Here is a 23751-nt window from a genome sequence, read left to right as displayed (position 1 = left end):
GCCGCGAATCGTCAACTGCCACAACTCAGTAGCCTGAACTGCACAAACTCGACCACATTCGGATCGGTCTACTTCGGTGTCACTCCGAGCAACGGCGCCAACTGCGTCGCGATCGGGTTGAGGTTCAACTTGTCCGGATCGACCTTCGGCTTGAAGTCCCAAGGCTGGATCGTGTCGGGATCGGCGTACACCACGCGGTTGGCACTGCGGACGCCCGTCTCGCTGCCCAGCGGCGTCTCACACGAGGCCGCGGTGTTGAGCGGGAAATCCTGCTGGGTGTCGTCGAAGTTGGGATTCTGACGCTTCATCTCGTCCAGGATCGCCATGGTGCCTTCGTAACCCACCGTGCACGAGAGCGGATTGTTGGTCTCGAGCACCAAGCCCTGATGGACCGTTCCGTCGCCGGGAGCAACCGTCGGTGCGGCAGCGGCCAGGCCGGGAAGGAAGATCAGGAACGGCTGCAGCGCGATCGTTCGGGGTGCAAGCGTCTTGGTGGTCGCGGCAAGATTGGTCAGGTCAGTCGTCAGGCTCGGGCCCGCCTCGTTGATGAGGGCACCGATCTGATCGCTGGCCGGGATGCCGTTGTCGATCAAGCGACGGATGTCCGGATCGCTGGTCCTCAACTGCGCCGTGACAGCATCGAGATCGGTACTGAACTGCTTGATCGCGGAGGACTGATCCGACTGCGTCGTCAGTACCGTCTCACTGTTCCGAATCAGCGCGAGCGTCTGAGGCAGAGTGTCGAGCCCGGACTGCGAGAGACCGGACAGCGAATCGGCCAGGACCTGAATGTCCTCGCCCTTGCCGTTGAACGCTGCACCGAGTTCGACGGCGACGGTGTGGAGCGCGTCGACGGGCACGGACTTGACCAAGCCGTTGGCACTGGTCAGCACATCCTCGATCGGGATCGGAGTTGTGGTGTCCCCCACCGCGATCACCGAGCCGTCCTCGAGAAACGGTCCCTGGTCGGTATCGGGCTGAAGGTCGACGTACTGCTCACCGATGGCGGAGCGGTTGGCCACGACGGCACGGGCCGACGCGGGAATCTCCGGAGCACTGTTGTCGATCTTCAGGTCGACCTGAATTCCGTCCTCGGTCAACGACATGTCGCCCACTCGCCCGACCGGCACGCCGCGATACGTCACCTCGGCGTTGGTGAAAATTCCACCGGACGTGGCCAATTCGGTCTTGACCGTGTACTGACCGAACCCCATGAGGTTGTCCAGGCGCACGTACTTGGCGCCGACGTAGATGAGACCCAGGAGCGCAACCACGACAAAGCCGACGAGCTGCCATCTGACCAGAGCTGATCTCACTGTCCATCACCGCCGATTCCGAACTGTTCCAGCATTCCCTGGATGGGGTTGAGTGGGTTCGCCGCGGGCGCCGGCGTTGCCGGGTCACCCGCTGTTGTGGCGGGAAGGCCGGCGACAACGGGAACCTGCGGCAGGATCGGAGCGATCGGCAGCAGTGACACTGTCGGCCAGCCCGGTCGCGGTCCGTTGCCGTTGTAGTACGGGTTGGAGGGGTCGACCACCGGCTTGGGATTGCCGAACTTGGGCTGGCGGTATTCCGGTTCTCCCTGCCCGACACCGAGACCCGAGAGTGTATTGCCGATCTGCAGGTCGACACTCAGGAAGAGGTTGACGGAACCACCCTGTGCAATCTTCTCGACACCGTCCGGGAACGGGAACGTCGGAAGGAACGGAAGTGCCCCCACGAAGTCGTCACCGGAGTCTGCGAGCGCCTGCAGCGTCGGACGCAGAGCCTGAAGATCAGCGATCAGATCGTCCTTGGACTGTGTGAGGACGTCGGTTCCCACTGTTCCGAGTCGATCCACCTGAGCGAGCATCTGCGTCAGCTGCGGACGCTGCTCGTTGAGAACCTGTGTCGCAACGGGGAGTTCCTCGAGAATCTTCCCGATCTTCTCGTTCTGATCGTTGACGCGAGTCGAGAGCACATCCAGGCCGTCGAGCGCGCGTGTGATGTCGTCACGCTGCTCGTTGAGTCCACCGATGAGTGTGTTCGCCTGCTCCAGAAGACTTCTCGTCTTGCCTTCGCGACCGTCGAACGCGGCACCGAGTTCTTCGACGATGGGCTGCAACTGGCCCACACCGCCGCCGTTGAGCAGCAGCGACAATGCGCCGAGAACCTGCTCGATCTCCGTGGCGTGGCGAGTGCGATCGAGCGGAATGAGGTCACCGTCGGCCAGCTTCGCAGAGTCCGGTCCGGACGGCGGGGCCGACAACTGGATGAATTTCTCGCCGAGCAGGTTGGTCTGCTCGACCGCGGCAATTGCGTTGGCGGGCAGATCAACCGACGAGTCGAGGATGATGCCGACGTCCGCGGTCCATCCGTCCGGTCCGACCGACACGTCGTCGACTCGACCGACCGGAACACCGTCGACCTTCACAGCGGACTGCGGAACAAGGTCCAAGACATCGTCGAACTGAATGGTCAAGTGCATCGGATCGGAACCCACGTCAGGACCGCCGGGAAGCGGAACCGCGTAGATCCCCTCGGACGAGCAGGCTGTTGCCGAGATCAGGACGGCGCACAATCCGGCGCCGACTATCAACGAACGCTTCACTCGCCCTCCCCGTTTCCACTGGTCAGTCGCGGTGACACGACGCCGGGCACAGTGCCCGGAACTACCTGCATCTGTCGTTCGGAACCGGCAAGGATGCCGAAGGGAAGGTTCAGGCCTGCAGCCTGATTGGCTGCGTCGGTCATCGCCGCGACGTTTGCGCACTGGTCGATGGCCGGTTGCATCTGCCTTCCCAACGCCTCGAACCGAGGATCACCGGGCAACAGCTTGCCGAGGTCCATCAACTTGCAGAGCACGCCGGCCGGGTTCTGAAGATCAGGGAACGCCAGACGTGAAGCCAGCACACCTGATTCGGCGTCGTACGAGTTGACCAAGTTGGAGATCGCCAACGGAAGCATGGTGAGCGTGTTGGCCAGGGCTTCCTTGTTGTTCGCCAATGTCTGTGTCGGTTCGACGAGACCTTCGGTTGTCTGGACCAACTGATCGCGGTTGTCTGCCACGAACTTCGCGACGTCGCCGAGAGCAATCGAGAGCTGGTTCAGAGCGGCACCGAGATCGTCGCGCTCACCTGCCAAGAATCCGGTCAGGTCCGACAACTGCGTGTTGAACTGGCGCACCTGCTGATCGTTGGCCGCGAGAGCGCCCACAAAAGTATCCAGGTTCTTGATGGTGAGCGAGATGTTGTCACGCGAATCGTTGAGCGTCCGTGCGGCATCCGAGAGGTTGGTGATGCTGTCTCCCAACGCTTCACCGTTGCCCTCGAGGTTGGCCGCACCTGTCTCGACGAAATCGGACAGTGCTCCGTTCTTGTTGGCACCTTCAGGACCGAGAGCCGACGCGAGTTCGTCGATGCTGGAGTACAACTGGTCGACCTCGACAGGCGTCGCCGTCTTCTCGATCGGAATTACTGCACCGCTGGCCATCTTGTCGCCGCCGGTGAAGACCGGTGTCAGCTGGATGTAGCGGTCGGCAACCACCGACGGCGTGATCTGAGCGGCACTGGCACCCGCGGGAATGTCGATCCCACGATCGACACGCAGCTCGACCTTGACCTGATCTCCCTGGGGTTCGACGGATTCGACGGTGCCGACCTTGACACCGAGGACACGAACGTCGGAACCGTCGTAGATACCCACCGACTTGTCGAAGTAGGCGGTGATCTTGGTGGTACCGGCGCGAGTGAACACCCACCACAGCGCGCCACCGATTACGAGTAACCCGATCAGAACAGCGGCGATGATCGCGACCGAGCGCTTCTTGGAGCCGCTTCCGGCTTCGGCAGTATCAGCCATCAGTTGCCTCCCAACGTACGAACGGGGTCACGGTAGCCCGGAATGTCCGGCAGACCCGGCGGAAGGAGGTTCACGACGACCTGGTCGAACCAACGGCCGTTGCCGACCACGTTGGCATACAAGCGAATGAAGGGTTCGTAGAGCTTCAGTGCCTTGTCCAGGTTCTCGTTGTTTGCCTTCAGGATGTCGATGACGCCGTTGAGCTGCGTCAGCGCCGGCCCGATTGCCGCCTCGTTGTCACGAACGAGACCGGTGAGCTGCTGAGAGACGCGCTGAGTTCCGGTGAGCAGCTGCGAAATCGCTTGCTGGCGATTGTTGAGCTCCTGCACCAGTAGTCCACCGTCTCGGATCAGCTGGGTGAATTCCTTGTTGCGGTCAGCAAGAATCTGCGACGTCTTCCCGGTGGCGGCGAAGAGCTTCTGCAAGTCCTGATCGCGGCTCGCGATCGTCTGCGACAGCCGACTGACACCGTCGAGCGAAGCGCGGACATCGCCAGGCGTCTCGGAGAATGCCTGGGACAACGTCTCCATGCTCTTCGCCAACTGGTCGGTGTCGATGTCGCCGACGGTGTCCGCCGCGGCCGAGAAGGCCTGAACGACGTCGTACGGAGAGGTGGTGCGCTCGAGCGGAATCCGATCCTTGGGATCGAGGTTGTCGGTTCCGCGCGGATCTAGTGCGAGGTACTTCTGTCCCAGAATGGTCTTGATCTGAATGGACGCAGAGGTTTGATCTCCCACCCACGCGTCACTGACCTTGAAGTCGACGAGAACACGGTCACCGTCGAGATCGACGGAAGTGACCTTGCCGACCTTCACGCCGGCGATACGAACCTCGTTACCAGGCTTGAGACCCGCGGCTTCGGAGAACTCGGCGGAGTAGGACGAGCCTGCTCCCACGAACGGAAGCGAATCGAGGAAGAACGCGGACAAAGTGGCCAGCAGCACCACGAAGATACCGATGGCTCCGGCCATTGCCGGACTGCGACGTTTACTCATCGACCTTGCAACTCCCTCATACCGTCTTGAGTGCATCGCGTGGCCGCGTTGGTGTAAATCGGCTGATTGACCGTCGGCAGGCCGGTGGGCAGATTCAGCGACGCAGACTGTCCTGGACCGGCAACGATGTCGATTCCGCACAGATAGAACTGGAACCAGGAACCGTAGCTCGCTACGCGTGCGAGCTTCTCGAGCTTGACCGGCAAGGTCTCGAGCACCGCGTTGACGTCGTCACTCCGACGATTGAGTGTGGTCGCCAGTGTGTTGAGCGCCGTGATCGAGCCCTGAATCGACGGCCGCGTCGGCTCGAGCAAGTCTGCCGTCGCGTCGGTCAGACCTGCGAGTGAGGTGACGGCCGAACCGACCACCCCACGCTCGTTGGCCAACCCGGTGACGAGTTGCTGGGTGTTGACGATCAGTGAATCAAGGTTCTTGTCGTTCGCGTTGACGGTGTCGAGAACGTCGTTGAGGTTCTTGATCACCGCGCCGATGACCGCGTCCTTGTCCGCGACGGTGTTGGTCAGGCTCGCGGTGTTGCGCACGAGCTCACTGATGGTGCCCGATTCGCCTTGGAAGACCTGGATGATCTGGTACGACAGCTTGTTGACGTCGTCCGCGCTCAGGGTGGTGAACAGCGGCTTGAAGCCGTTGAAGAGTGTCGTGAGGTTGACTGCCGGGCGCGTCTGAGACAGCGGCAGGGTATCGCCGCCGGTGATCTTCTTGCCTTGGCTGCCTTCACCTTGCGAGAGCGAGATGTACCGCTGCCCCACCAGGTTGCGGAACCGGATGGTGGCGATGGAACTGGCCGGCAACCAATCACGGTCGGACACCGAGAACTGGACCTCGGCCTGGTTGTCGTTGACGATGGCAATCTTCTCGACCTGGCCGACACGAACACCGGCAATGCGGACCTCGTCGCCCTCGTTCAACGAAGTGACGTCGGAGAAGACGGCGTTGAACTTGGTGCCGCCACCGCCGCCGAGGTTGGCGATACTGGCTGCCAGCAGTCCTGTCGCCAGGACCGTCACCACAACGAAGATGATGAGCTTTGTCAGCGGAGCTGCGAGTCCTCTCATTGGACGCTCACCTCCGCACCTGCGAATGCCGGAGCGCTGACCATCGTGGTCCACGCCGGAACATCGTCCGGCGCAACACCGTTGGCCTGTCCGTAGATCACCTTCAACGTATCCTCTTCGAGTTTCGAGCCCGCGTAGCCGGCCTGCTGAGCCGGACCGCTGTTGTTGGTCGAGAACAACTGAGGTCCGGAGCCCTCGGGTGCAGGCAGGAATTCCATGGTGGCGGGACCTGGATTGCGGGAAGGAACCTGGTAGGAACCGTCACCGTACGAACCGCCGGGGTACTGCGGGAACGGACGACCGGGCTCGGTGACGTTGTCGTAGCAAACCGGGCCGCGGTTGTCGACGAGCCGTGGCTCGTCTTGGTTGGGCAGGTAGCGACCCTTGGGGTTCACGATCTGAATACTCGCACGCACACCAGGATTGGGCGCGTCGGTGGACAGGATCTTGGCAGCTTCCGGAGCGGTGTCCGAGAAGCCCTTGAACGTGCACCCGAAGGTCGGGGAGTACTGGGCCAGAAGCTGGAGAGCTTCCTTCGAATCCGCAGCGAGCGTGATGATCGAGGACGAGTTCGCTTCGAGGAAGGCTGCGGTGTCAGACGATGTCACGGTGAGCGACGCCAGCAGTGTCCGCAACTGGTCCTGCTTCTGCACCACCGTGTTACCCGTGGTCCGCAGATTGTCGAGAGCGTTGATCAGATCGGGCGCAGCGTCCGAGTACGTCTGGGAGAAGTCCGCGAACTTGCGCAGATCCTCTTGCACCGCGGGCAGTTCGGTATTGACGCCGCGGAAGATCTCCTCGAGACGATCGACCGTCAGACCGAGCTCGGCGCCGCGTCCCGTCAGACCCTGCGCGAGAGAACCGAGAGTGTTCGCCAGATCCTGCGGCGGAATCGCCTGCAGAAGTGGGAGCAGTCCGTCCAGAACGTCGCCGACCTCGACAGCATTGCCGCTCTTGTCCTGGTGGATCACCGTTCCCGCGGAAATCGGGGTCGCGGTGGTTCCCTCCGGAATGATCAGGGAGACGTAGCGCTCACCGAAAAGCGTCTTCGGAAGCAGACGCGCCGTGACGTTGGACGGAATGAGATCAGCCTTGTCCGGCTCGATCGCGAGGACCGAGGTGACCTGGCCGTCTTTCGTCGACGCGGATCGCACCTCGCCGACCAGCAGCCCACGGACCTTGACGTCCGCGTTGGGTGGCAACGCATTTCCGACTGTGTCGGTCACGAGGTCGATCTTCACGACGTCCTTGAACGTCTTGTTGAAGGTTCCGATGGTGAAGGCCAGGAACAATGCCAACACCACGAAGAACACGAGTCCGAGCACACGGCGGCGCAGGACTGACGGAGCCTCGATCATCCGGCCACCCTCACTGTCGTCGTGGTGCCCCAGATTGCGAGGCTGAGGAAGAAGTCGAGAACGGCGATCGTCACGATTGCGGCGCGAACAGCGCGGCCGACGGCCACGCCGACACCTGCGGGACCACCTGAGGCATGGAACCCGTAGTAGCAGTGGATCAGGATCAGCACGAAGGCGAATACCAGGACTTTCGCAAACGAATACAGCACGTCCTGCGGTGGCAGGAACAGGTTGAAGTAGTGGTCGTAGGAACCCGTCGACTGCCCGTTGAAGACCGTGCTGATCACTCTCGAGGCGAGGTACGCCGCAAGCAGACCCACGATGTACAGCGGGATGACGGCGACGAAGCCGGCGATCATGCGCGTCGTGACCAGGAACGGCACCGACGGAACTGCCATGACCTCGAGCGCGTCGATCTCTTCGGAGATTCGCATGGCACCGAGTTGGGCGGTGAAGCCACAACCAACCGTGGCCGAGAGCGCAAGAGCCGCAACGATCGGAGCGATCTCACGGGTGTTGACGTATGCGGAGAGGAAGCCGGTCAGGACCGAGCTACCCAACTGCTCCAGAGCGGCGAAGCCCTGGAGGCCGACGACGACACCCGTGAATCCGGACATCATCGCGATGACGCCGATGGTTCCGCCGATCACTGCGAGCGCACCGCTACCGAAGGTCACTTCGGCGAGTAGTCGAAGCGTCTCCTTCCGGTACCGATGCAGGGTGCGCGGGGTCCACGCGATGGCGCGCGCGTAGAACGACATCTGCTCGCCCGCGCGGTCCAACGCGTTCACTGGAATTCTGGCTACTTTGCGACTCTTCAGCAGGAACTGATCGCCGCGGCCTCGTGCGATGGTCATTTAGGTCAAGATCCCTTCGCCGGCACGATCTGGAGGTACACCATCGTCAGAATCAGATTGGCGAAGAACAACAGCAGGAACGTGATGACGACGGCCTGGTTCACCGCCTCACCGACGCCCTTCGGGCCACCGGACGGGTGGAGTCCCTTGTACGCGGAGATCACACCAGCGATGACACCGAACACCGCGGCTTTGATCTCACCGCTCCAAATGTCCGGTAGCTGCGCAAAAGCTGAGAACGACGAGATGTAGGCACCGGGGTTACCGCCCTGCAGGATCACGTTGAAGAAGTAACCACCCGCGATACCGACGACGGACACCAGTCCGTTGAGCAGAACAGCGATCAGCACCATCGCGAGTACACGCGGAACCACCAGGCGCTGAATCGGATTGATTCCGAGGACTTCCATCGCGTCGATCTCTTCACGGATGGTTCGAGAACCGAGATCGGCCGTCACGGCCGATCCGGCCGCACCGGCGACCAGCAACGCTGTCACCAGGGGGCTACCCTGCTGGATCACCGCCAGGACGCTGGCAGCGCCGGTGAACGATTCTGCACCCAACTGCTTGATCAGCGAACCGGTCTGCAGTGAGACGACGGCGCCGAAAGGGATGGCTACCAATGCCGTCGGCAAAATTGTCACGCTGGCGATGAACCAGGCCTGCTCGATGAACTCACGGAACTGAAATGGACGCCGGAACGTATTCCTGACGACGTCGACAAACAGTTCGACGATGTTTCCGGCCTGAGTTAATGCTCCGTTGACCGGACTCAGAACCGAGTTGCGGGTAACCCCCATCCGATATGCCTACCCTTGCCCGTGTGTCGTGTTTCCGTAGGGATCGCCCTCGTATGCAGGAATGACCTGCGTGTCTTGCGAGTTGTCGTTCCACTCCCCCTGATAGCCGCTCGCGTCGGCGTACTGGGGATCGTACTGCCCAGTTCCGTCAACCTCGTCGAGGCTGTCCTGAATCGCCGCCTGTGCGTTAGCTGGGAGGGTGTGCATGATCTGACGGACGCGCTCCTGGCGACGACGAACAGCCTGACGCTCCGGGTTTCCGGGGGTGGCCTTCATCTGCGGCACGATGCCCTCGACGTCGTCGACACCACCGGCGTGGTGACCGGCGTCGACGAGCGCCTGCTCGTGCGCCATCTGAGCCTCGTCCTTCTCCTCCGACATACCGATCGGACCGATCATCGTTCCGTTGAGGAACTGCTTGACGACGGGCTCGTCCGAGGTGAGCAGCACCTCGCGAGGACCGAACATCACCAACTGACGACGGAAGAGCATGCCGATGTTGTCCGGCACCGTGCGTGCGAGGTTGATGTTGTGCGAGACGATCAGAATCGTCGCGTCCGACTGGGCGTTGATGTCGATCAGCGTTTGGCTGATGTACGTCGTACGCACCGGATCCAGACCGGAGTCGGGCTCGTCGACGAGGATGATCTCGGGATCGAGAACGAGTGCACGCGCCAGACCGGCACGCTTGCGCATACCGCCGGAGATCTCACCGGGAAGCTTGTCCTCGGCGCCGACCAGACCCGTGAGGTCCAACTTCTCCATCACGATCTTGCGGATATCGGATTCCGACTTCTTGGTGTGCTCACGAAGCGGGAAGGCGATGTTGTCGTACAAGTTCATCGAGCCGAACAGTGCGCCGTCCTGGAAGAGAACGCCGAACAGCTTGCGGATCTCGTAGAGCTCCTTGGAGGAGCACTGCAGGATGTCCGTGCCGTCGATGACGATGGAGCCTTGTTCAGGGCGGAGCAGTCCGATCAGGGACTTCAGGAACACCGACTTACCGGTACCCGAAGGCCCGAGCAGTGCGCTGACCTCACCCGCGGGAAGTGTCAACGACACGTCCTGCCAAATCCTCTGCGACCCGAAAGACTTTGTCAGTCCTTGTACCGCTACCTCGACTCCCACCATTACCTCCGCGACGTCCGTTGCATGCATGCACCCGTGTGGGTTGGGTCACTCTATCGCATGGGAGTGGTACCCGTGACTGCGAATACTACTAACGAGTAGGGAAGAAGCATAATTCAGATCACAGCCTAGTTCGGACACCCCTCCCACCTGCATGAATTCCGGCATATCACCCGCGAAAAAAGTTCAAAAAAAGAGGGCCACTCCCCGTGGGGAGTGGCCCTCTTCGTTACTACTCGCGAAGAGCAGCGGGAAGACCGTCTTACTTGATGACGATCTTTGCGCCGGCAGCTTCGAGCTTTTCCTTGGCAGCCTCTGCGGCGTCCTTGGCAACCTTCTCGAGGATGGCCTTCGGAGCGCTCTCGACGAGGTCCTTGGCTTCCTTCAGGCCGAGGCCGGAAACGACCTCACGGACGACCTTGATGACCTGGATCTTCTTGTCGCCAGCCGACTCGAGGACGACGTCGAACTCGTCCTGCTCTTCAGCAGCTTCTGCGCCGGCAGCCGGTGCGCCTGCAGCGGCGACGGCGACGGGAGCAGCAGCGGTGACCTCGAAGGTCTCCTCGAATGCCTTAACGAACTCCGAGAGCTCGAGGAGGGTGAGCTCCTTGAACTGGTCCAACAACTCTTCGGTGCTGAGCTTCGCCATTGTGGCGGTCCTTCCTGTAAGTCCCATGTCGCTGATCCGCGACCGGGCGGGGTTATAGCAGTGATGCGCGGGTGCGGATCAGCTTTCGGCTTCGGCCTCGGCCGGAGCCTCGGTGGCAGCCTCTGCGGGGGCCTCTGCGGCTCCGCCTTCTGCAGCCTTCTTCTCCTGCAGGGCAGCGGCCAGACGGGCCATCTGCGAAGCGGGAGCATTGAACAGGCCTGCGGCCTTTGCCAAGTTGCCCTTCATCGCGCCGGCAAGCTTTGCCAACAGGATTTCGCGGGATTCGAGATCCGCGATCTTGTTGACCTCTTCCACGGACAGCGCAGCGCCGTCCATGTAGCCGCCCTTGATGATGAGCGCCTTGTTGTCCTTAGCGAAGTTCTTCAGAGCCTTCGCAGCGTCGACCGGTTCGCCCTTGATGAATGCAATGGCGGTCGGACCAACGAACAGGTCATCAAGGCCCTCGATGCCAGCCTCTGCGGCGGCACGCTTGACCAGGGTGTTCTTGGCGACGGAGTAGGTGGCACCTTCTCCGAGAGCGCGTCGCAGTGTCGTGATGTTGCCAACCGAAAGGCCACGGTATTCCGTGACCACAGCGGCGGTCGAACCCTTGAACTGCTCGGTGATTTCCGCAACTGCGGAAACCTTCTCAGGCTTTGCCATACTTCGCCTCCTCTCGTGACAGTCGTTGTCCCACTCAGGAACCGCTGCACCTCATCGGGGTGAACCCGAGAAGACACAGTCCGCGACATGCAAAACGCCCCGGCGCAAGCGCACGGGGCGTACAGAGGAAACATGAAGAAGAGGCTTACGAATCAGCGTAACGATGCAAAGCGAGGCAGTGCATAACCAGGCAATCTGTAGAACCACTACATCAAGCTATCCCCCTACCTCGTTCACCTACGTGGGCCGCCGGGCACTCCCGGACTTTCAACCACACCCATCACTGAGTGCAATCACCAACGGTCTTGGGTAGAACATGATTTTGGGGTGAAGTTCATATCCAGCACTGAACTCCGCCTCGAAGACTACCTGACTGCTCGCTGCACAACCAAATCGGGTTCGTCACGCACCCGATTCCTTCAAGCACCGATAGCCCTGGCGATCTTGTGTTCGATTGCTGCCCGAGCTCGGTCCGGCAACACCAGCAATCCATCGAGTTCCTTGTGGGCCTTCCGGTACGCACTCTGACGTTCCTGTGGCGTCGCGCCCTCGTCCATGGCCAGTCGCAGCAGACGTTGCGCCCTTACCAGGCGTTCTTGTTCGTCGAGGGTGAATCCGCTCCGTCGGCGGCGCTTCGCCTCAGCTTCCGCGATTTCGAAGGCGATCGAGTAAGCGTGCACCGCCTCGCGGTACTCGGTTTGTGCCTGCTGGTTGCCGATCATCGTCTCCGGATTGCCTGGGCGAAGCAGATCGGCACGATATTTGGCTCGATGAAAATCGGCGGTCAAAGGCTCGCGCATGTCCGTCATCATCGGGGTGTCGAGCAGTGTGACCGGATCGAGCTCGTACGCGAACCATCGGGCGTCGACCGCATCGTGCTGCTCGATTGCCTTGGCCAGCTCTCGGCGCTGTGTTTCTTCGTCGGCGTGATGTTGTGCGTTGGCTTGCGCGATGGCGACCTTGGTCTGCTGCTTGAGCCGGAAGCGCTCTTGCCGGCGCTCGATCCGCCTTTCGTTGGCAACCGCGACACCCTTCAGCGCCCCACCGATGGTGCCGCCGAAAACGAAGATCAGCCACCAAAAGTTTCCGAGGAACTGGAACGCTTCGTGCATACCCCGATGATGCCACCGTTGGATCGATACCACCGTTGGACCGATACCACCGGCAGAGGCAGGCCCTCCCGACACAGACAAGAAGGCCGGCAGGGAGTGATCCCTGCCGGCCTTCTTGTTCGTATGCGGACTGCTTACGCGTCTGCAGCATCCTCGAGGAGGTTGCGAGTACGGTTCGGATCCACCGGGATGCCCGGACCGGTGGTGGTCGAGACCGTGATCTTCTTCACGTAGCGACCCTTGGCCGACGAGGGCTTCGCACGCAGGATCTCGTCCAGGGCTGCGCCGTAGTTCTCCACCAGCTTCTCATCGTCGAACGATGCCTTGCCGATGACGAAGTGCAGGTTGGCCTGCTTGTCGACGCGGAAGTTGATCTTTCCGCCCTTGATGTCGTTGACAGCCTTGGTGACATCCGCCGTGACGGTGCCCGTCTTCGGGTTCGGCATCAGGCCACGCGGTCCGAGGACACGGGCGATGCGGCCGACCTTGGCCATCTGATCAGGAGTCGCGATTGCGGCGTCGAAATCGACCCATCCACCCTGGATGCGCTCGATCAGGTCTTCTGCACCGACTACGTCAGCGCCTGCAGCCTCGGCTTCTGATGCCTTCTCGCCAACAGCGAACACGATGACGCGAGCGGTCTTACCGGTGCCGTGGGGCAGGTTGACCGTTCCGCGGACCATCTGGTCAGCCTTACGGGGGTCGACGCCCAGACGAACTGCAACCTCAACGGTTGCATCCATCTTGGTGGACGACGTCTCCTTGGCGAGCTTTGCAGCCTGAAGCGGGCTGTAGAGCTTGTCTGCGTCGATCTTCTCAGCGGCGGCGAGGTACGCCTTGCTGCGCTTTGCCATTTGTTCTGTCCTTACTTGTCACTGCAGCGAATTACCTGTGCAGTGGTGAATGGTTCAGTTGTGGTCGGGGCCTGGCCGGCCCTCCCACGTAATGCTGTGGAGCGGACTATCAGCCCTGGACCGTGATGCCCATGGAACGAGCGGTGCCGGCGATGATCTTCGCGGCCTGCTCGATGTCATTGGCATTGAGGTCTTCAGCCTTGGTCTTCGCGATTTCGCGCACCTGATCCATGGTCACCGAGGCAACCTTGGTCTTGTGCGGTTCGCCGGAGCCCTTGGCGACGCCAGCTGCCTTGAGGAGCAGCTTGGCGGCGGGAGGGGTCTTCAGCTTGAAATCGAAGGTCCGGTCTTCGTAGACCGAGATCTCGACCGGCACAACGTTGCCGCGCTGGGACTCAGTCGCCGCGTTGTAGGCCTTGCAGAACTCCATGATGTTCACGCCGTGCTGACCGAGCGCGGGACCCACGGGAGGTGCAGGGTTAGCCTGACCTGCCTGGATCTGCAGCTTGATGAGCCCGGCGAGCTTCTTCTTCTTTGGGGGCATCTCTAGTTCCTAGTTTCTAGCTTGGGTGTGTGTCTTGCGTCGAACAAATTGCAAGTTTTGGGGTGGTCAGATCTTCGCGACCTGGTTGAAGTTGAGCTCAACCGGGGTTTCACGACCGAAGATCGACACGAGAACCTTGAGCTTCTGCTGCTCGCCGTTGACCTCGCTGATGCTGGCCGGAAGGGTTGCGAACGGGCCGTCCATGACGGTGACCGACTCGCCGACCTCGAAGTCGACCTCGATGAGGGGCTTGCCGAAGGACTCGGACGGTGCCTCGCCTGCTGCGACGGCGGCCGCTGCAGCCTGCTGCTTCTTCTGCTCCTGCTGCGGGAGCAGGAACTTGACGACCTCGTTGAGGGTCAGCGGCGAGGGACGCGACGTGGCACCGACAAAACCGGTGACACCAGGCGTGTTGCGCACGGCGCCCCACGACTCGTCGTTGAGCTCCATGCGAACGAGGATGTATCCGGGCAGAACCTTGCGGTTGACCTGCTTGCGCTGGCCGTTCTTGATCTCGGTGACCTCTTCGGTGGGAACTTCCACCTGGAAGATGTAGTCGCCGACATCGAGGTTCTGAACGCGAGTCTCGAGGTTGGTCTTGACCTTGTTCTCGTAACCGGCGTACGAGTGGATGACGTACCAGTCACCCGGGGCGCGGCGCAGCGCAGCCTTGAGTTCGGCAACGGGATCCTCGACCTCGAGCTCGGCGGCGGGAGCGGCCTCGTCGGAGTTCTCGGCATCGTCGGAGATGACGTCCTCGGTCGCTGCAGCGTCTGCATCAGTGCCTTCGGCAACGTCTGCATCGGTGCCTTCGGCAACCACGACGTCTACTTCGGCTGCCGCCTCGGCAGAAACACGCTCTTCGGCCAAAGCCTCATTCGTGTCGTTCTCGGGGGTGCTCACTGGGGCACTCGCTTCCTCTCGTTACTCGGACCCGGGTCGGGTCTTGTCGCGCTCGCAGGCAAAGACGCCCGACTGCTACGGCGATCAGCCGAACAGCCAGGTGACACCCTTGATCACAGCGATATCGACGCCGCTGATGAAAGCGACCATGAAGACCACGAACGTCAGCACGACGCTGGTGTAGGTGATCATCTGCTTGCGGTTCGGCCAGATGACCTTACGGAGTTCTGCGATGACCTCGCGGAAGAATTTGCGCAGGCGCTTGAAGATGTTGTCCTTCTTCGCCTTGGGCTTCTTGCCGGGGTTCGTTGCAGTCGGCTTGGCCGAAGATGTCCGGGATGCCGTCCGGGCCGGAGTCTTCACGGTGGACGCGCTGACCGAGGCGCCGCGTGCAGCGCGCTTGCCGGTCGGCTTGTTGGAAACCCCACTGGATGCGGAGGGAGCCTTCTCGGCACCGTCCTTGTCCAACGAAAGATCGGAACGCGTAGTCGCGTCAGCTGCAGTGTCGTCGACACCGGTCGAATCGGCAGACGGTGAAGTCTCCGCATCCGAAGTGTCGGCGTCGCGCTTGGCGCGCTCCTCGCTCACGTCGTTCCTCTCAGTCGCTGGCATCCGGGGGCAGGGGCGACAGGACTTGAACCTGCAACCTGCGGTTTTGGAGACCGCTGCTCTGCCAGTTGAGCTACGCCCCTTTGGTTGACCTCGACAGGTAGACCCTGCCTGAATCAACCGTTCTGCGATCACACAACATACGCGCTACCCGAGGTGAATGTCTTGCAACATTCAGGGCAGCGCGCAGCGCTGAGGAATCCCAGAAATCTCAGTGTACTTCAAAGCCCCGGAACAAACACAATCCGCCCTGCGATCAGGCTAGACGGACCGTGGCAGTGGCACGACCGAAGATCTTCTTACCTTCGGACTTGGCCACAATTGCCAGTACTGCGGTCTTGCTTTCTTCGTCGATCGACTTCACCTTGGCGGTGAACTCGATCTCGGCAGCCTTGTCGGCTGCCACGATCACCGGGCTCGTGAACCGTACGTTGTACTCGGTCACTGCGCCCGGATCTCCCAGCCATTCGGTAACGTAGCCGGCACCGATGCCCATGGAGAGCATGCCGTGCGCGACGACGTCCGGCAAGCCGGCAAGTCGTGCGACCTCGTCACTGAAGTGAATCGGATTGGGATCTCCCGAAACACCCGCGTAGTTGGCGAGGTTTCCACGCGTCAGGGTGACGGACTTCTCGGGGAGAAGTTCGCCGACACTCACGTCGGAAAATTTACGAAGCGACATGCATCATCACGTCCTTGACTGCGTGGGCGATGTTCTCGTCCACTTCCCCACCCGTTCGAGCAACAAGCGTCGTCCACGTGGTGACAACTGCTTCGTCGTTCTGATCGGTGATGATGTTCTTGGTCACGATGATGTCGCTACCTGCGGCCTGCCTGAACGAATCCAGGAAGACGTCGCAGAAGAGTCGGTCACCGACCTGCATGGGCTTGTGCAGCACCAAGCGCTGATCGGTCTGAAGAATCTGACTCAGGTCGTAGCCTGTGACGATCTCTTCGAACAGACGCCGCTGAGCAATGGCACCCACGATGGCGACGAACGTGATGGGAGCGATCAGGCCGTCGTATCCGAGGCCCTTGGCTGCCGACTCGTCGTAGTGCGCGGGATGGGCGTCCTGGACGGCGCGAGCGAACTCGCGCACCTTCTCGCGTCCGACCTCGTAGAAGTCTTCGACACGATAGTGGTGACCGACCATCTGGACGGCATGAGCGGCCGGGTCCGTAGGGACCTCGGCCGCTGCCTGGTTCTCTTGCAAATCTGTCACGCGGTGAGACTCTCTTCTAGCTAGGACCCGAAGACGCAGGCCCAGAGAGGGTCTTCCGCGAAAATCGTCGTCCTGTTAAGGACTTACTACTTCGACTCGCGATGCGACTGGTGGGTTCCGCAGTTGGGGCAGAACTTCTTGAGCTCCAGGCGATCGGGGTCGTTGCGCCGATTCTTCTTGGTGATGTAGTTGCGGTGCTTGCATACCTCGCAGGCCAAGGTGATCTTGGGCCGAACGTCGGTCGAGGAGGCCACGGGATGCCTTCTTTCGGGTGTATCTGATTACGAGCAATCAGGGTGGATCATGCATATTGTGTAGCGGTGACCGGACTTGAACCGGCGACGCAACGATTATGAGTCGTTTGCTCTACCAACTGAGCTACACCGCCTCGGTGTCGAGTGTCGCGCGGAAAGCACGGCACCACAATCCAGCGAGCCCCCTAACGGAATCGAACCGTTGACCTTTTCCTTACCATGGAAACGCTCTACCGACTGAGCTAAGGGGGCGTGGCTCAGGAGTGCGTTGCCGCTCTCTTGAAGCCTCCGAAAGATTACACACGAACGAGCGCCAGCACCAAATCCGCTGGTCATCGGGGCAAAAATGGTGCCGGAGCCCATTGTTGCACCGATCGGGGCCGCTGGCGAGGGCTTTGCGGGAACCAGCTCGACCCTGCACTCCCCCTGAAACCATCCCCCGGTGCCCATCCCGAGGCCCCTGGGCCCCCGACACCCCTGAGCCGAAGCCGGCGGCTGCGTCGCCAACGCGCGCTCGACCTCGGTACACGCACAAAAAAGTCAGCCCCGACTCTCGCGAAGAGAATCGGGGCTGACTTGGTGTGGCAGATGTAGGATTCGAACCTACGTAGGCATAAGCCGACGGATTTACAGTCCGCTCCCATTGGCCGCTCGGGCAATCTGCCGTGCTTGCACCAGGCTTCGATCCGGCGCATTCGCAAGTATATCGCGACGTGCGGCGGCCGAAAACGGCTTCCTCGGTGCGGTGAGAAGAATACAACGAACACACCCCCATTTTGCAAACCGGGTGGTAACGGGCGGTGCCGACCCGATAACGTCGAGGTGTCCACCGGTATGGAAGGTGGGCGGAACTCGATGTTCGTGAACTACCGGAAAGCGGGAGTGTGAAGTGGCTGATTCGTCCTTCGACGTGGTGAGCAAGGTTGACCGTCAAGAGGTGGACAACGCCCTGCATCAGGCTGCCAAGGAGTTGACCACGCGTTTCGACTTCCGAAACACGGGAGCGTCGATCGAGTGGTCTGGTGAAGAGACGATCACGTTGAACGCCGACACCGAGGAGCGACTGCTGGCCGCCCTCGATGTGTTCAAGGAGAAGTTGATCCGTCGTGACATCTCACTGAAGGCATTCGATGCCGGCGAGCCGGCGCAGTCCGGAAAGATCTACAAGCTGTCCGGAACCTTGGTCCAGGGCATCAGCAGCGAGAACGCGAAGAAGATCACCAAGAAGATTCGCGACGAGGGCCCCAAGGGCGTCAAGGCGCAGATCCAGGGTGAGGAACTTCGTGTGAGCAGCAAGAAGCGCGACGACCTCCAGGGCGTCATCTCCCTGCTCAAGGGTGAGGACTTCGGGATCGCCCTGCAGTTCGTGAACTACCGGTAGTAGGGGCTGCGCCCCTGTGCGCCTTTTTGGTAGTTCCGACGACCAGAAAGGCTCACAGGGGCCGAAGGCCCCTACATCCCCGCCATCTTCTCCAAACGCTCGATCCGGTCCGCCATGGGCGGATGCGTCGAGAACAGCTTGCTGACCTTGTCCCCCGCTCTGAAGGGGTTGGCGATCATCAGGTGGGACTGCGCCGCGAGCTTGGGCTCAGGCGGCAACGGCGCGGCTGCGACGCCCGACTCGAGCTTGCGCAGCGCCGACGCCAACGCCAGCGGGTCACCGGTGAGCTCGGCTCCCGATTGATCCGCCTGGTACTCGCGAGAGCGCGAGACGGCCAGCTTGACCACGGTTGCCGCGATCGGTCCCAGCAGGGAGACGAGCAGCAGCGCGATCGGATTGCTTCCCTGCCCGTTCCCTCGGCCGCCGAAGATGCTCGCGTACATCGCGAAGTTGGCCAGGCCAGAGATGACGCTGGCCATCGCGCCGGCCACGGACGAGATCAAAATGTCCCGGTTGTAGACGTGGGAGAGTTCGTGCCCGAGCACGGCACGCAGTTCGCGTTCGTTCAGGATCTGCATGATGCCGCTGGTCACGCACACCGCGGCATGCCGAGGGCTACGACCGGTGGCAAACGCGTTCGGGGCGTTCGTGGGGCTGACGTACAGCCTGGGCATCGGTTGGTGCGCCGTCGTGGCGAGTTCGCGCACGATCCGGTAGATCGCCGGTGCCTCGACCTCGGTGATGGGCTGGGCGCGCATCGATCGAAGCGCCAGCTTGTCGCTGTTGAAGTACACGTAGGCATTCATGCCGACGGCAAACAGAACGGATCCCCACAGAAGGAACGGGCTGTTGAACAGCGAGCCGATGAAGACGATCAGCGCCGACATCCCCACCAACAAGCCGAATGTCTTCGCACCGTTCGCGTAGCCGTGCAAACCGCTCACCTCTTGCCTCGCTGGAGCCGAAGGCTCACCTGAACTCCCCGGTGTATGCACCGGTTCTGTTCAGTCAACGAAGGACAGGGTCATCAGGGTTCCCACCCAGTGCCTGTCGGGGTTTCCACCCGGTAGCCCGATTCGCCGAGGTGTCAGCCGACTCGTTCGATCGTGTAATCGACGAGACGCACGAGCGCTTCGTTGGCCGGTCCCTGCGGGAGCTCAGCCAACTGAGCTTTCGCCGCGACGGCATACTCGCCCAGCTTTGCCTTCGCCTTGACCATGCCCGGCGAACGCTCGAGCAGTTCGAGAGCTTCTTCTACCAGGGCATCTTCGGTAACCGGGCCCGCGAGCAGCTCCCGCAGGCGATCTGCGTCGGCCCCTTCTTCGCGGAACGCGTACAGGACGGGCAGGGTGTGGACACCCTCGCGCAGGTCGGTGCCCGGAGTCTTGCCGGACTGCGCCGATACGGACGAGATGTCGATGATGTCGTCGGAGATCTGGAACGCGGTGCCGACGGCGTCACCCAGGCGCTCGAGGCGCTCGATGTGAGCTGCGTCGGCGCCGGAGAAGGTGCCGCCGAAGCGTCCCGAAGCAGCGATCAGCGAACCGGTCTTCTCCCACACGACCTTGAGGTAGTGCTCGACCGGATCCTGCTCCTTCTTGACACCGATCGTCTCGCGCATCTGGCCGGTGACCAGTTCGGCGAATGTTTCGGCGATGATCCGAACGGCCTCGGGTCCGAGCGTCGACACCAGGCGTGATGCGTGCGCGAACAGATAGTCGCCGGCCAGGATCGCCACACTGTTTCCCCAGCGGGCGTTGGCGCTGGGTGCTCCGCGCCGCATGGACGCCTCGTCCATGACGTCGTCGTGATAGAGCGTCGCCAGGTGAACGAGTTCGGTGACAGTCGCTGCGGTGATGATCGACGGATCGTTCGGCACCGGTCCGAGTTGCGCGGTCAGGATCGTGAACAACGGACGGAAGCGCTTTCCACCAGCTCGCGCGAGATGCAGCGCAGCCTCGGTGAGGAAGTCTTCTCCGTCGGACAGCTCGCTGACCAACAACTCCTCGACATCGGAGAGTCCACCACGCACTACTGCGGCGAGCTGTTCGTCGCCCAGGTCGATGCCTGCAACGACGGTGCTCGATGCGGTTGCGTCGGCAGCAGTCTTTTCGGTGCTCACGATGTCAGTACCCATTCCTGTCGTCAGTGACGGCTCGGTTCCCACGGTAGTGAACCTAGCGGTTCGCACTCGGGACGGCCTCGCCACGGTGGCGATCGCGAGCCTGGGAAGATGTGAGTGTGTCCGTAGAAGAGCAGTCCCCCGTCGTCGATTCGCTTCCGAACGAAACCGACATTGTGGTCATCGGCGCAGGTCCCGCGGGTTCTTCGGCCGCGGCGTGGGCCGCCCGCAGCGGCCGAGACGTCGTGCTGGTGGACGCTGCCGTCTTCCCGCGAGACAAGACTTGTGGTGATGGACTCACTCCGCGCGCCGTGGCCGAACTGGATCTCCTCGGCCTCGGCGAGTGGGTTCGGTCACACACGACGAACAAGGGACTACGGTTGTCCGGCTTCGGACAAGAACTCGAACTCGAGTGGCCAGGGACGTCGTTCCCGCCGATCGGCAGTGCGATCCCCCGCACCGAACTCGACGACGCCATTCGCCGGTGCGCCGTCGAATCGGGCGCGGTCATGGTCGAGGGCACCAAGGCCGTCGACGTCGAACTCGACGGTGATCGAGTAGCCGCCGTCGTACTCGCCGGCCCCTCGGGACGAAGCACTCTTCGTTGCCGGACGCTGATCATCGCCGACGGCGTTCGCTCGACGCTCGGCAAGAAGCTGGGACGGCAGTGGCACCGGGACACCGCGTACGGCGTCGCGGCACGCGCGTATGTCGCGACGCCGCGCAGCGCCGACCCGTGGATCACCTCGCATCTGGAACTGCGGGACGCAGAGGGCACGTTGCAGGCGGGGTACGGCTGGATCTTCCCGCTCGGTACCGGCGAGGTGAACATCGGCGTCGGGACACTGGCGACGTCCAAGCGCCCGGCACCAGGTGCCCTGCGACCCTTGCTGGACCTCTACACCGATCAGCGCCGAAGCGAGTGGCAGTGGAGCAGCGAAATACATTCCGTCGCTTCGGCTTTGCTACCTATGGGTGGAGCAGTTTCCAACATCGCCGGACGCAACTGGGCCGTGATCGGCGACGCCGCAGCGTGCGTGAACCCGCTCAACGGTGAGGGCATCGACTACGGCCTCGAAGGCGGACGTCTGGTGGTCGAACAGCTCGGCGCCGACGACCTCACGGAGCTGTGGCCGACCGTGCTTCGGGAGCATTACGGCCAGGCGTTCTCGGTCGCGCGCCGGCTCGCAGGCCTGCTGACGGTTCCGCAGTTCCTGCCCGCGTCGGGCCCGATTGCGATGCGCTCACGTGCACTGATGACGGTCGCCGTTCGGGTGATGGGGAACCTCGTCACCGACGCCGACGTCGACCTGACGGCGAGGGCCTGGCGGGCGTCGGGGGCCGCGTCGAGAAAGATCGACTCCCGACCGTTGTTCGGTTGAGCAAGTGCTGTGCGCCTTTAATAACCGCCGGGGGTTGATAAAGGCGCACAGCAGTTCAGGCAGTGGCGTAATGCAGCGCCACGATGCCGCCGGTGAGGTTGCGCCACTTGACGTTCTTCCACCCGGCAGCCTCGATCTTGCGGGCCAACTCTTCCTGGGTCGGCCAGGCACGGATCGATTCGGCGAGGTACACGTAGGCGTCGGGGTTGCTGCTGACGGTGCGTGCGACCTGCGGGAGCGCCTTCATCAGGTACTCCATGTAGACCGTGCGGAAGGGCCCGAAGACGGGCGTCGAGAACTCGCTGACGACGAGACGTCCGCCCGGCTTGGTGACGCGGGCAATCTCACGCAGTCCGGCTTCGAAGTCGGAGACGTTGCGCAGGCCGAAGGAAATCGTCGCGGCGTCGAACACGTTGTCGGCATAGGGCAGGTACATCGCGTCACCTGCGACCATCGGAACTTTGCGCGAGATTCCGGCCTTGAGCATGCCCTTGGAGAAGTCGGTGGCGACGCACCAGGCACCGGAGCGCCCCAGTTCGACGGTCGAGACTCCGGTTCCGGCGGCGAGGTCGAGTACCTTCTCGCCCGGCTTGAGGTCGAGGGCTTCGCGGGTGGCCTTGCGCCAACCCTTGTCCTGGCCGAAGGACAGCACGGTGTTGGTGAGGTCGTATCGCTCCGCGACGTCGTCGAACATCGACGCGACTTCGTGCGGTTGCTTCTCGAGAGTTGCTCGGGTTCCGTGTGTAGTGGCCACACCCGAAACGCTACCAACCCTCGGGCAGCGAGGGCGTTCAGGCTGCTCTGGCACCCGTTCGCCGCCCGAGGCCCTGCACGTCCTCGTAGTGACGGAGCAACTCTTCGCAGATTGCCGGCCAGGTCCGGTGCAGCACCGAGCGCCTCGCCGCGGAGCCGAACTGCACCCGCAGATCACGCTGACGAAGTGCGTCCACGGCGCTTGGCAGGAGTTCGGTGAACCTGTCCGTCGGCAGGAGGTAGCCGTTGCGGCAATGCGAGATCAGGTCACGTGGTCCGCCGGCGTCCGGTCCGACGACAGGCACACCGCTCGCGAGGGCTTCCTGGACCGCCTGGCAAAAGGTCTCGTGCTCGCCGGGGTGAACGAATACGTCCAGGCTCGCATAGGCGTCGGCCAGCTCGATACCGCCCAGTTGTCCGGTGAAGATCGCGTCCGGCATCAGTCGTCGTAGGTTCTCGCGATCCGGGCCGTCTCCGACGATCACGATCTGCACGCTGGGATCGCCGGCCAGGGCCGCCAATCGTTCGACGTGCTTTTCGGGCGCGAGGCGACCGACGAAGCCGACCACCAACCGGTCGCTGTCGCCGATCCAGGACTGCCGCAACACCGAGGTACGACGCGAAGGCGCGAATCGTTGCGCGTCGACGCCGCGGGCCCATCGGTGCACGCGCGGAATGCCGTGCTCTTCGAGGGCGTCGACTGCCGACGTGGAGGGCGCGAGGGTCCTGTTGCAGCTCTTGTGGATTCGACGGGTCCACGCCCACGCGGCGCGGCTGGTGACGCCGAGACCGTAGCTTTCGGCAAATCCGGCGACATCGGTTTGGTAGACCGCGACGGTGGGGATTCCGAGGCGTTTGGCGACGGCCACTCCCCCGGCGCCGAGCAGGAACGGTGACGCCAGATGGACGACGTCGGGCGCGAAGGTCCGCACGGCCGTGGTCAATCGTGGTTGCGGCAGGCCGACGGGAAGTGAACTGACTTTGGGCACCATGACGGCTGGCACCCGAACCACCTGAACGCCTTCGTGTTCGGTGGCGGCAGAGGTGTCGGATCCGACGGTGTCCGGCGCAATGACCATGGCGTCGTGGCCAGTGCGATCGAGGTGTTCGAGCACGCGTAGTACCGAGTTGGTGACGCCGTTCATGTTGGGCAGGAATGACTCCGCAACGATGGCTACTCTCACACCGAGAACGGTGACAGGGCCAGGAAAAGTCCACGTCATGTTCGTGTGAAGTTCGGGCGAAGCG

General features: G+C 62.2%; 25 protein-coding genes and 4 tRNA genes. 2 read left to right on the top strand and 27 right to left on the bottom strand.

From position 1 onward, the window contains the following. Positions 1–68 precede the first annotated feature (68 nt). The 23 genes from GN300_RS19580 to GN300_RS19470 form a co-directional block, all read right to left on the bottom strand. Entirely contained in the window at positions 69–1316 is a 1248-nt protein-coding gene (locus GN300_RS19580; protein WP_003942085.1) for an MCE family protein, read from the bottom strand. Continuing rightward, the gene (locus GN300_RS19575; RefSeq protein ID WP_003941859.1) at positions 1313–2590 is read right to left on the bottom strand and encodes an MCE family protein; all 1278 of its coding nucleotides are present in this window, start codon (positions 2588–2590) and stop codon (positions 1313–1315) included. Before GN300_RS19575 ends, GN300_RS19580 begins: the two co-directional genes overlap by 4 nt. Further along, positions 2587–3840: an MCE family protein gene (locus tag GN300_RS19570; protein WP_003941941.1), complete on the bottom strand. Its 1254-nt coding sequence runs from the start codon at positions 3838–3840 to the stop codon at positions 2587–2589. The genes GN300_RS19575 and GN300_RS19570 overlap by 4 nt, the downstream gene beginning before the upstream one ends. After that, positions 3840–4835: an MCE family protein gene (locus GN300_RS19565; protein WP_003942053.1), complete on the bottom strand. Its 996-nt coding sequence runs from the start codon at positions 4833–4835 to the stop codon at positions 3840–3842. Before GN300_RS19565 ends, GN300_RS19570 begins: the two co-directional genes overlap by 1 nt. Beyond that, positions 4832–5911 (bottom strand): MCE family protein, encoded by a 1080-nt coding sequence (locus GN300_RS19560; protein ID WP_003941932.1) that lies wholly within the window; start codon positions 5909–5911, stop codon positions 4832–4834. Before GN300_RS19560 ends, GN300_RS19565 begins: the two co-directional genes overlap by 4 nt. Beyond that, the gene (locus tag GN300_RS19555) at positions 5908–7269 is read right to left on the bottom strand and encodes an MCE family protein (RefSeq protein WP_003942007.1); all 1362 of its coding nucleotides are present in this window, start codon (positions 7267–7269) and stop codon (positions 5908–5910) included. Before GN300_RS19555 ends, GN300_RS19560 begins: the two co-directional genes overlap by 4 nt. Further along, on the bottom strand, positions 7266–8126 hold the full coding sequence (locus GN300_RS19550; RefSeq protein ID WP_003941894.1) for an ABC transporter permease: 861 nt from the start codon (positions 8124–8126) through the stop codon (positions 7266–7268). Before GN300_RS19550 ends, GN300_RS19555 begins: the two co-directional genes overlap by 4 nt. Positions 8127–8131: 5 nt before the next feature. After that, entirely contained in the window at positions 8132–8926 is a 795-nt protein-coding gene (locus tag GN300_RS19545) for an ABC transporter permease (protein ID WP_003942038.1), read from the bottom strand. A 9-nt stretch (positions 8927–8935) separates the two neighbouring features. Beyond that, positions 8936–10057, bottom strand: coding sequence for an ABC transporter ATP-binding protein (locus GN300_RS19540; RefSeq protein WP_206029546.1), 1122 nt, complete (start codon positions 10055–10057; stop codon positions 8936–8938). A gap of 259 nt (positions 10058–10316) precedes the next feature. After that, positions 10317–10703, bottom strand: coding sequence for a 50S ribosomal protein L7/L12 (gene rplL / locus GN300_RS19535; RefSeq protein ID WP_003941857.1), 387 nt, complete (start codon positions 10701–10703; stop codon positions 10317–10319). 78 nt (positions 10704–10781) lie between these two features. Further along, positions 10782–11366, bottom strand: a complete 585-nt coding sequence (gene rplJ / locus GN300_RS19530; RefSeq protein WP_003942074.1) for a 50S ribosomal protein L10 — start codon at positions 11364–11366, stop codon at positions 10782–10784. Between the two features lie 419 nt (positions 11367–11785). Then, positions 11786–12478: a hypothetical protein gene (locus GN300_RS19525; protein WP_063314754.1), complete on the bottom strand. Its 693-nt coding sequence runs from the start codon at positions 12476–12478 to the stop codon at positions 11786–11788. Between the two features lie 134 nt (positions 12479–12612). Next, positions 12613–13332 carry a 50S ribosomal protein L1 gene (gene rplA / locus GN300_RS19520; RefSeq protein WP_063314755.1) on the bottom strand — a complete coding sequence of 240 codons (720 nt, stop codon included), beginning with the start codon at positions 13330–13332 and terminating at the stop codon, positions 12613–12615. 109 nt (positions 13333–13441) lie between these two features. Next, on the bottom strand, positions 13442–13876 hold the full coding sequence (rplK, locus tag GN300_RS19515; protein ID WP_003941896.1) for a 50S ribosomal protein L11: 435 nt from the start codon (positions 13874–13876) through the stop codon (positions 13442–13444). Positions 13877–13942: 66 nt separating this feature from the next. Further along, a complete protein-coding gene (gene nusG, locus GN300_RS19510; protein ID WP_003942049.1) occupies positions 13943–14779 on the bottom strand; it encodes a transcription termination/antitermination protein NusG in 837 nt (278 codons plus the stop codon). 84 nt (positions 14780–14863) lie between these two features. Then, positions 14864–15367: a preprotein translocase subunit SecE gene (secE, locus tag GN300_RS19505; RefSeq protein ID WP_003942030.1), complete on the bottom strand. Its 504-nt coding sequence runs from the start codon at positions 15365–15367 to the stop codon at positions 14864–14866. 31 nt (positions 15368–15398) lie between these two features. Beyond that, positions 15399–15471: transfer RNA gene (locus GN300_RS19500), tRNA-Trp, on the bottom strand. A 173-nt stretch (positions 15472–15644) separates the two neighbouring features. Next, on the bottom strand, positions 15645–16070 hold the full coding sequence (gene hadB / locus GN300_RS19495; RefSeq protein WP_003941909.1) for a (3R)-hydroxyacyl-ACP dehydratase subunit HadB: 426 nt from the start codon (positions 16068–16070) through the stop codon (positions 15645–15647). Further along, on the bottom strand, positions 16057–16611 hold the full coding sequence (gene hadA / locus GN300_RS19490; protein WP_019744315.1) for a (3R)-hydroxyacyl-ACP dehydratase subunit HadA: 555 nt from the start codon (positions 16609–16611) through the stop codon (positions 16057–16059). Before hadA ends, hadB begins: the two co-directional genes overlap by 14 nt. A gap of 86 nt (positions 16612–16697) precedes the next feature. Beyond that, positions 16698–16865: a 50S ribosomal protein L33 gene (gene rpmG, locus GN300_RS19485; protein WP_003941903.1), complete on the bottom strand. Its 168-nt coding sequence runs from the start codon at positions 16863–16865 to the stop codon at positions 16698–16700. A 61-nt stretch (positions 16866–16926) separates the two neighbouring features. Next, positions 16927–16999 (bottom strand) — tRNA-Met (locus tag GN300_RS19480). A 45-nt stretch (positions 17000–17044) separates the two neighbouring features. After that, positions 17045–17117 (bottom strand) — tRNA-Thr (locus GN300_RS19475). 330 nt (positions 17118–17447) lie between these two features. After that, positions 17448–17530, bottom strand: a tRNA-Tyr gene (locus GN300_RS19470). A gap of 224 nt (positions 17531–17754) precedes the next feature. On the opposite strand from GN300_RS19470, the gene GN300_RS19465 reads away from it, so the two are divergent. Next, on the top strand, positions 17755–18246 hold the full coding sequence (locus GN300_RS19465; protein WP_003941854.1) for a YajQ family cyclic di-GMP-binding protein: 492 nt from the start codon (positions 17755–17757) through the stop codon (positions 18244–18246). 71 nt (positions 18247–18317) lie between these two features. Here the strand turns inward: GN300_RS19465 and htpX are convergent, their stop codons facing one another. Together htpX and GN300_RS19455 are read right to left on the bottom strand one after the other, a co-directional pair. After that, positions 18318–19181: a zinc metalloprotease HtpX gene (htpX, locus tag GN300_RS19460; RefSeq protein WP_007728460.1), complete on the bottom strand. Its 864-nt coding sequence runs from the start codon at positions 19179–19181 to the stop codon at positions 18318–18320. Between the two features lie 152 nt (positions 19182–19333). After that, the gene (locus tag GN300_RS19455; protein WP_037129929.1) at positions 19334–20383 is read right to left on the bottom strand and encodes a polyprenyl synthetase family protein; all 1050 of its coding nucleotides are present in this window, start codon (positions 20381–20383) and stop codon (positions 19334–19336) included. Positions 20384–20487: 104 nt separating this feature from the next. On the opposite strand from GN300_RS19455, the gene GN300_RS19450 reads away from it, so the two are divergent. Beyond that, positions 20488–21750: a geranylgeranyl reductase family protein gene (locus GN300_RS19450; protein WP_372482300.1), complete on the top strand. Its 1263-nt coding sequence runs from the start codon at positions 20488–20490 to the stop codon at positions 21748–21750. Between the two features lie 55 nt (positions 21751–21805). Here the strand turns inward: GN300_RS19450 and GN300_RS19445 are convergent, their stop codons facing one another. Together GN300_RS19445 and GN300_RS19440 are read right to left on the bottom strand one after the other, a co-directional pair. Then, positions 21806–22504 (bottom strand): demethylmenaquinone methyltransferase, encoded by a 699-nt coding sequence (locus GN300_RS19445; RefSeq protein ID WP_003941879.1) that lies wholly within the window; start codon positions 22502–22504, stop codon positions 21806–21808. 37 nt (positions 22505–22541) lie between these two features. Then, positions 22542–23687 carry a glycosyltransferase family 1 protein gene (locus GN300_RS19440; protein ID WP_197487691.1) on the bottom strand — a complete coding sequence of 382 codons (1146 nt, stop codon included), beginning with the start codon at positions 23685–23687 and terminating at the stop codon, positions 22542–22544. Positions 23688–23751: the final 64 nt, after the last annotated feature.

The sequence above is a fragment of the Rhodococcus sp. Ni2 genome (genome assembly GCF_021352185.1).
GTDB lineage: Bacteria > Actinomycetota > Actinomycetes > Mycobacteriales > Mycobacteriaceae > Rhodococcus_F > Rhodococcus_F qingshengii.
This window is presented reverse-complemented; position numbering and strand designations above follow the sequence as displayed.

Excerpts from the sequence above, each read along its gene's own strand:
- GN300_RS19570 (WP_003941941.1), bottom strand. The coding sequence starts at position 3,840 with ATGGCTGATACTGCCGAAGCCGGAAGCGGCTCCAAGAAGCGCTCGGTC.
- GN300_RS19565 (WP_003942053.1), bottom strand. The coding sequence starts at position 4,835 with ATGAGTAAACGTCGCAGTCCGGCAATGGCCGGAGCCATCGGTATCTTC.
- GN300_RS19560 (WP_003941932.1), bottom strand. The coding sequence starts at position 5,911 with ATGAGAGGACTCGCAGCTCCGCTGACAAAGCTCATCATCTTCGTTGTG.
- GN300_RS19555 (WP_003942007.1), bottom strand. The coding sequence starts at position 7,269 with ATGATCGAGGCTCCGTCAGTCCTGCGCCGCCGTGTGCTCGGACTCGTG.
- GN300_RS19550 (WP_003941894.1), bottom strand. The coding sequence starts at position 8,126 with ATGACCATCGCACGAGGCCGCGGCGATCAGTTCCTGCTGAAGAGTCGC.
- GN300_RS19545 (WP_003942038.1), bottom strand. The coding sequence starts at position 8,926 with ATGGGGGTTACCCGCAACTCGGTTCTGAGTCCGGTCAACGGAGCATTA.
- GN300_RS19540 (WP_206029546.1), bottom strand. The coding sequence starts at position 10,057 with ATGGTGGGAGTCGAGGTAGCGGTACAAGGACTGACAAAGTCTTTCGGG.
- rplL (WP_003941857.1), bottom strand. The coding sequence starts at position 10,703 with ATGGCGAAGCTCAGCACCGAAGAGTTGTTGGACCAGTTCAAGGAGCTC.
- rplJ (WP_003942074.1), bottom strand. The coding sequence starts at position 11,366 with ATGGCAAAGCCTGAGAAGGTTTCCGCAGTTGCGGAAATCACCGAGCAG.
- GN300_RS19525 (WP_063314754.1), bottom strand. The coding sequence starts at position 12,478 with ATGCACGAAGCGTTCCAGTTCCTCGGAAACTTTTGGTGGCTGATCTTC.
- rplA (WP_063314755.1), bottom strand. The coding sequence starts at position 13,332 with ATGGCAAAGCGCAGCAAGGCGTACCTCGCCGCCGCTGAGAAGATCGAC.
- rplK (WP_003941896.1), bottom strand. The coding sequence starts at position 13,876 with ATGCCCCCAAAGAAGAAGAAGCTCGCCGGGCTCATCAAGCTGCAGATC.
- hadB (WP_003941909.1), bottom strand. The coding sequence starts at position 16,070 with ATGTCGCTTCGTAAATTTTCCGACGTGAGTGTCGGCGAACTTCTCCCC.
- GN300_RS19455 (WP_037129929.1), bottom strand. The coding sequence starts at position 20,383 with ATGGGTACTGACATCGTGAGCACCGAAAAGACTGCTGCCGACGCAACC.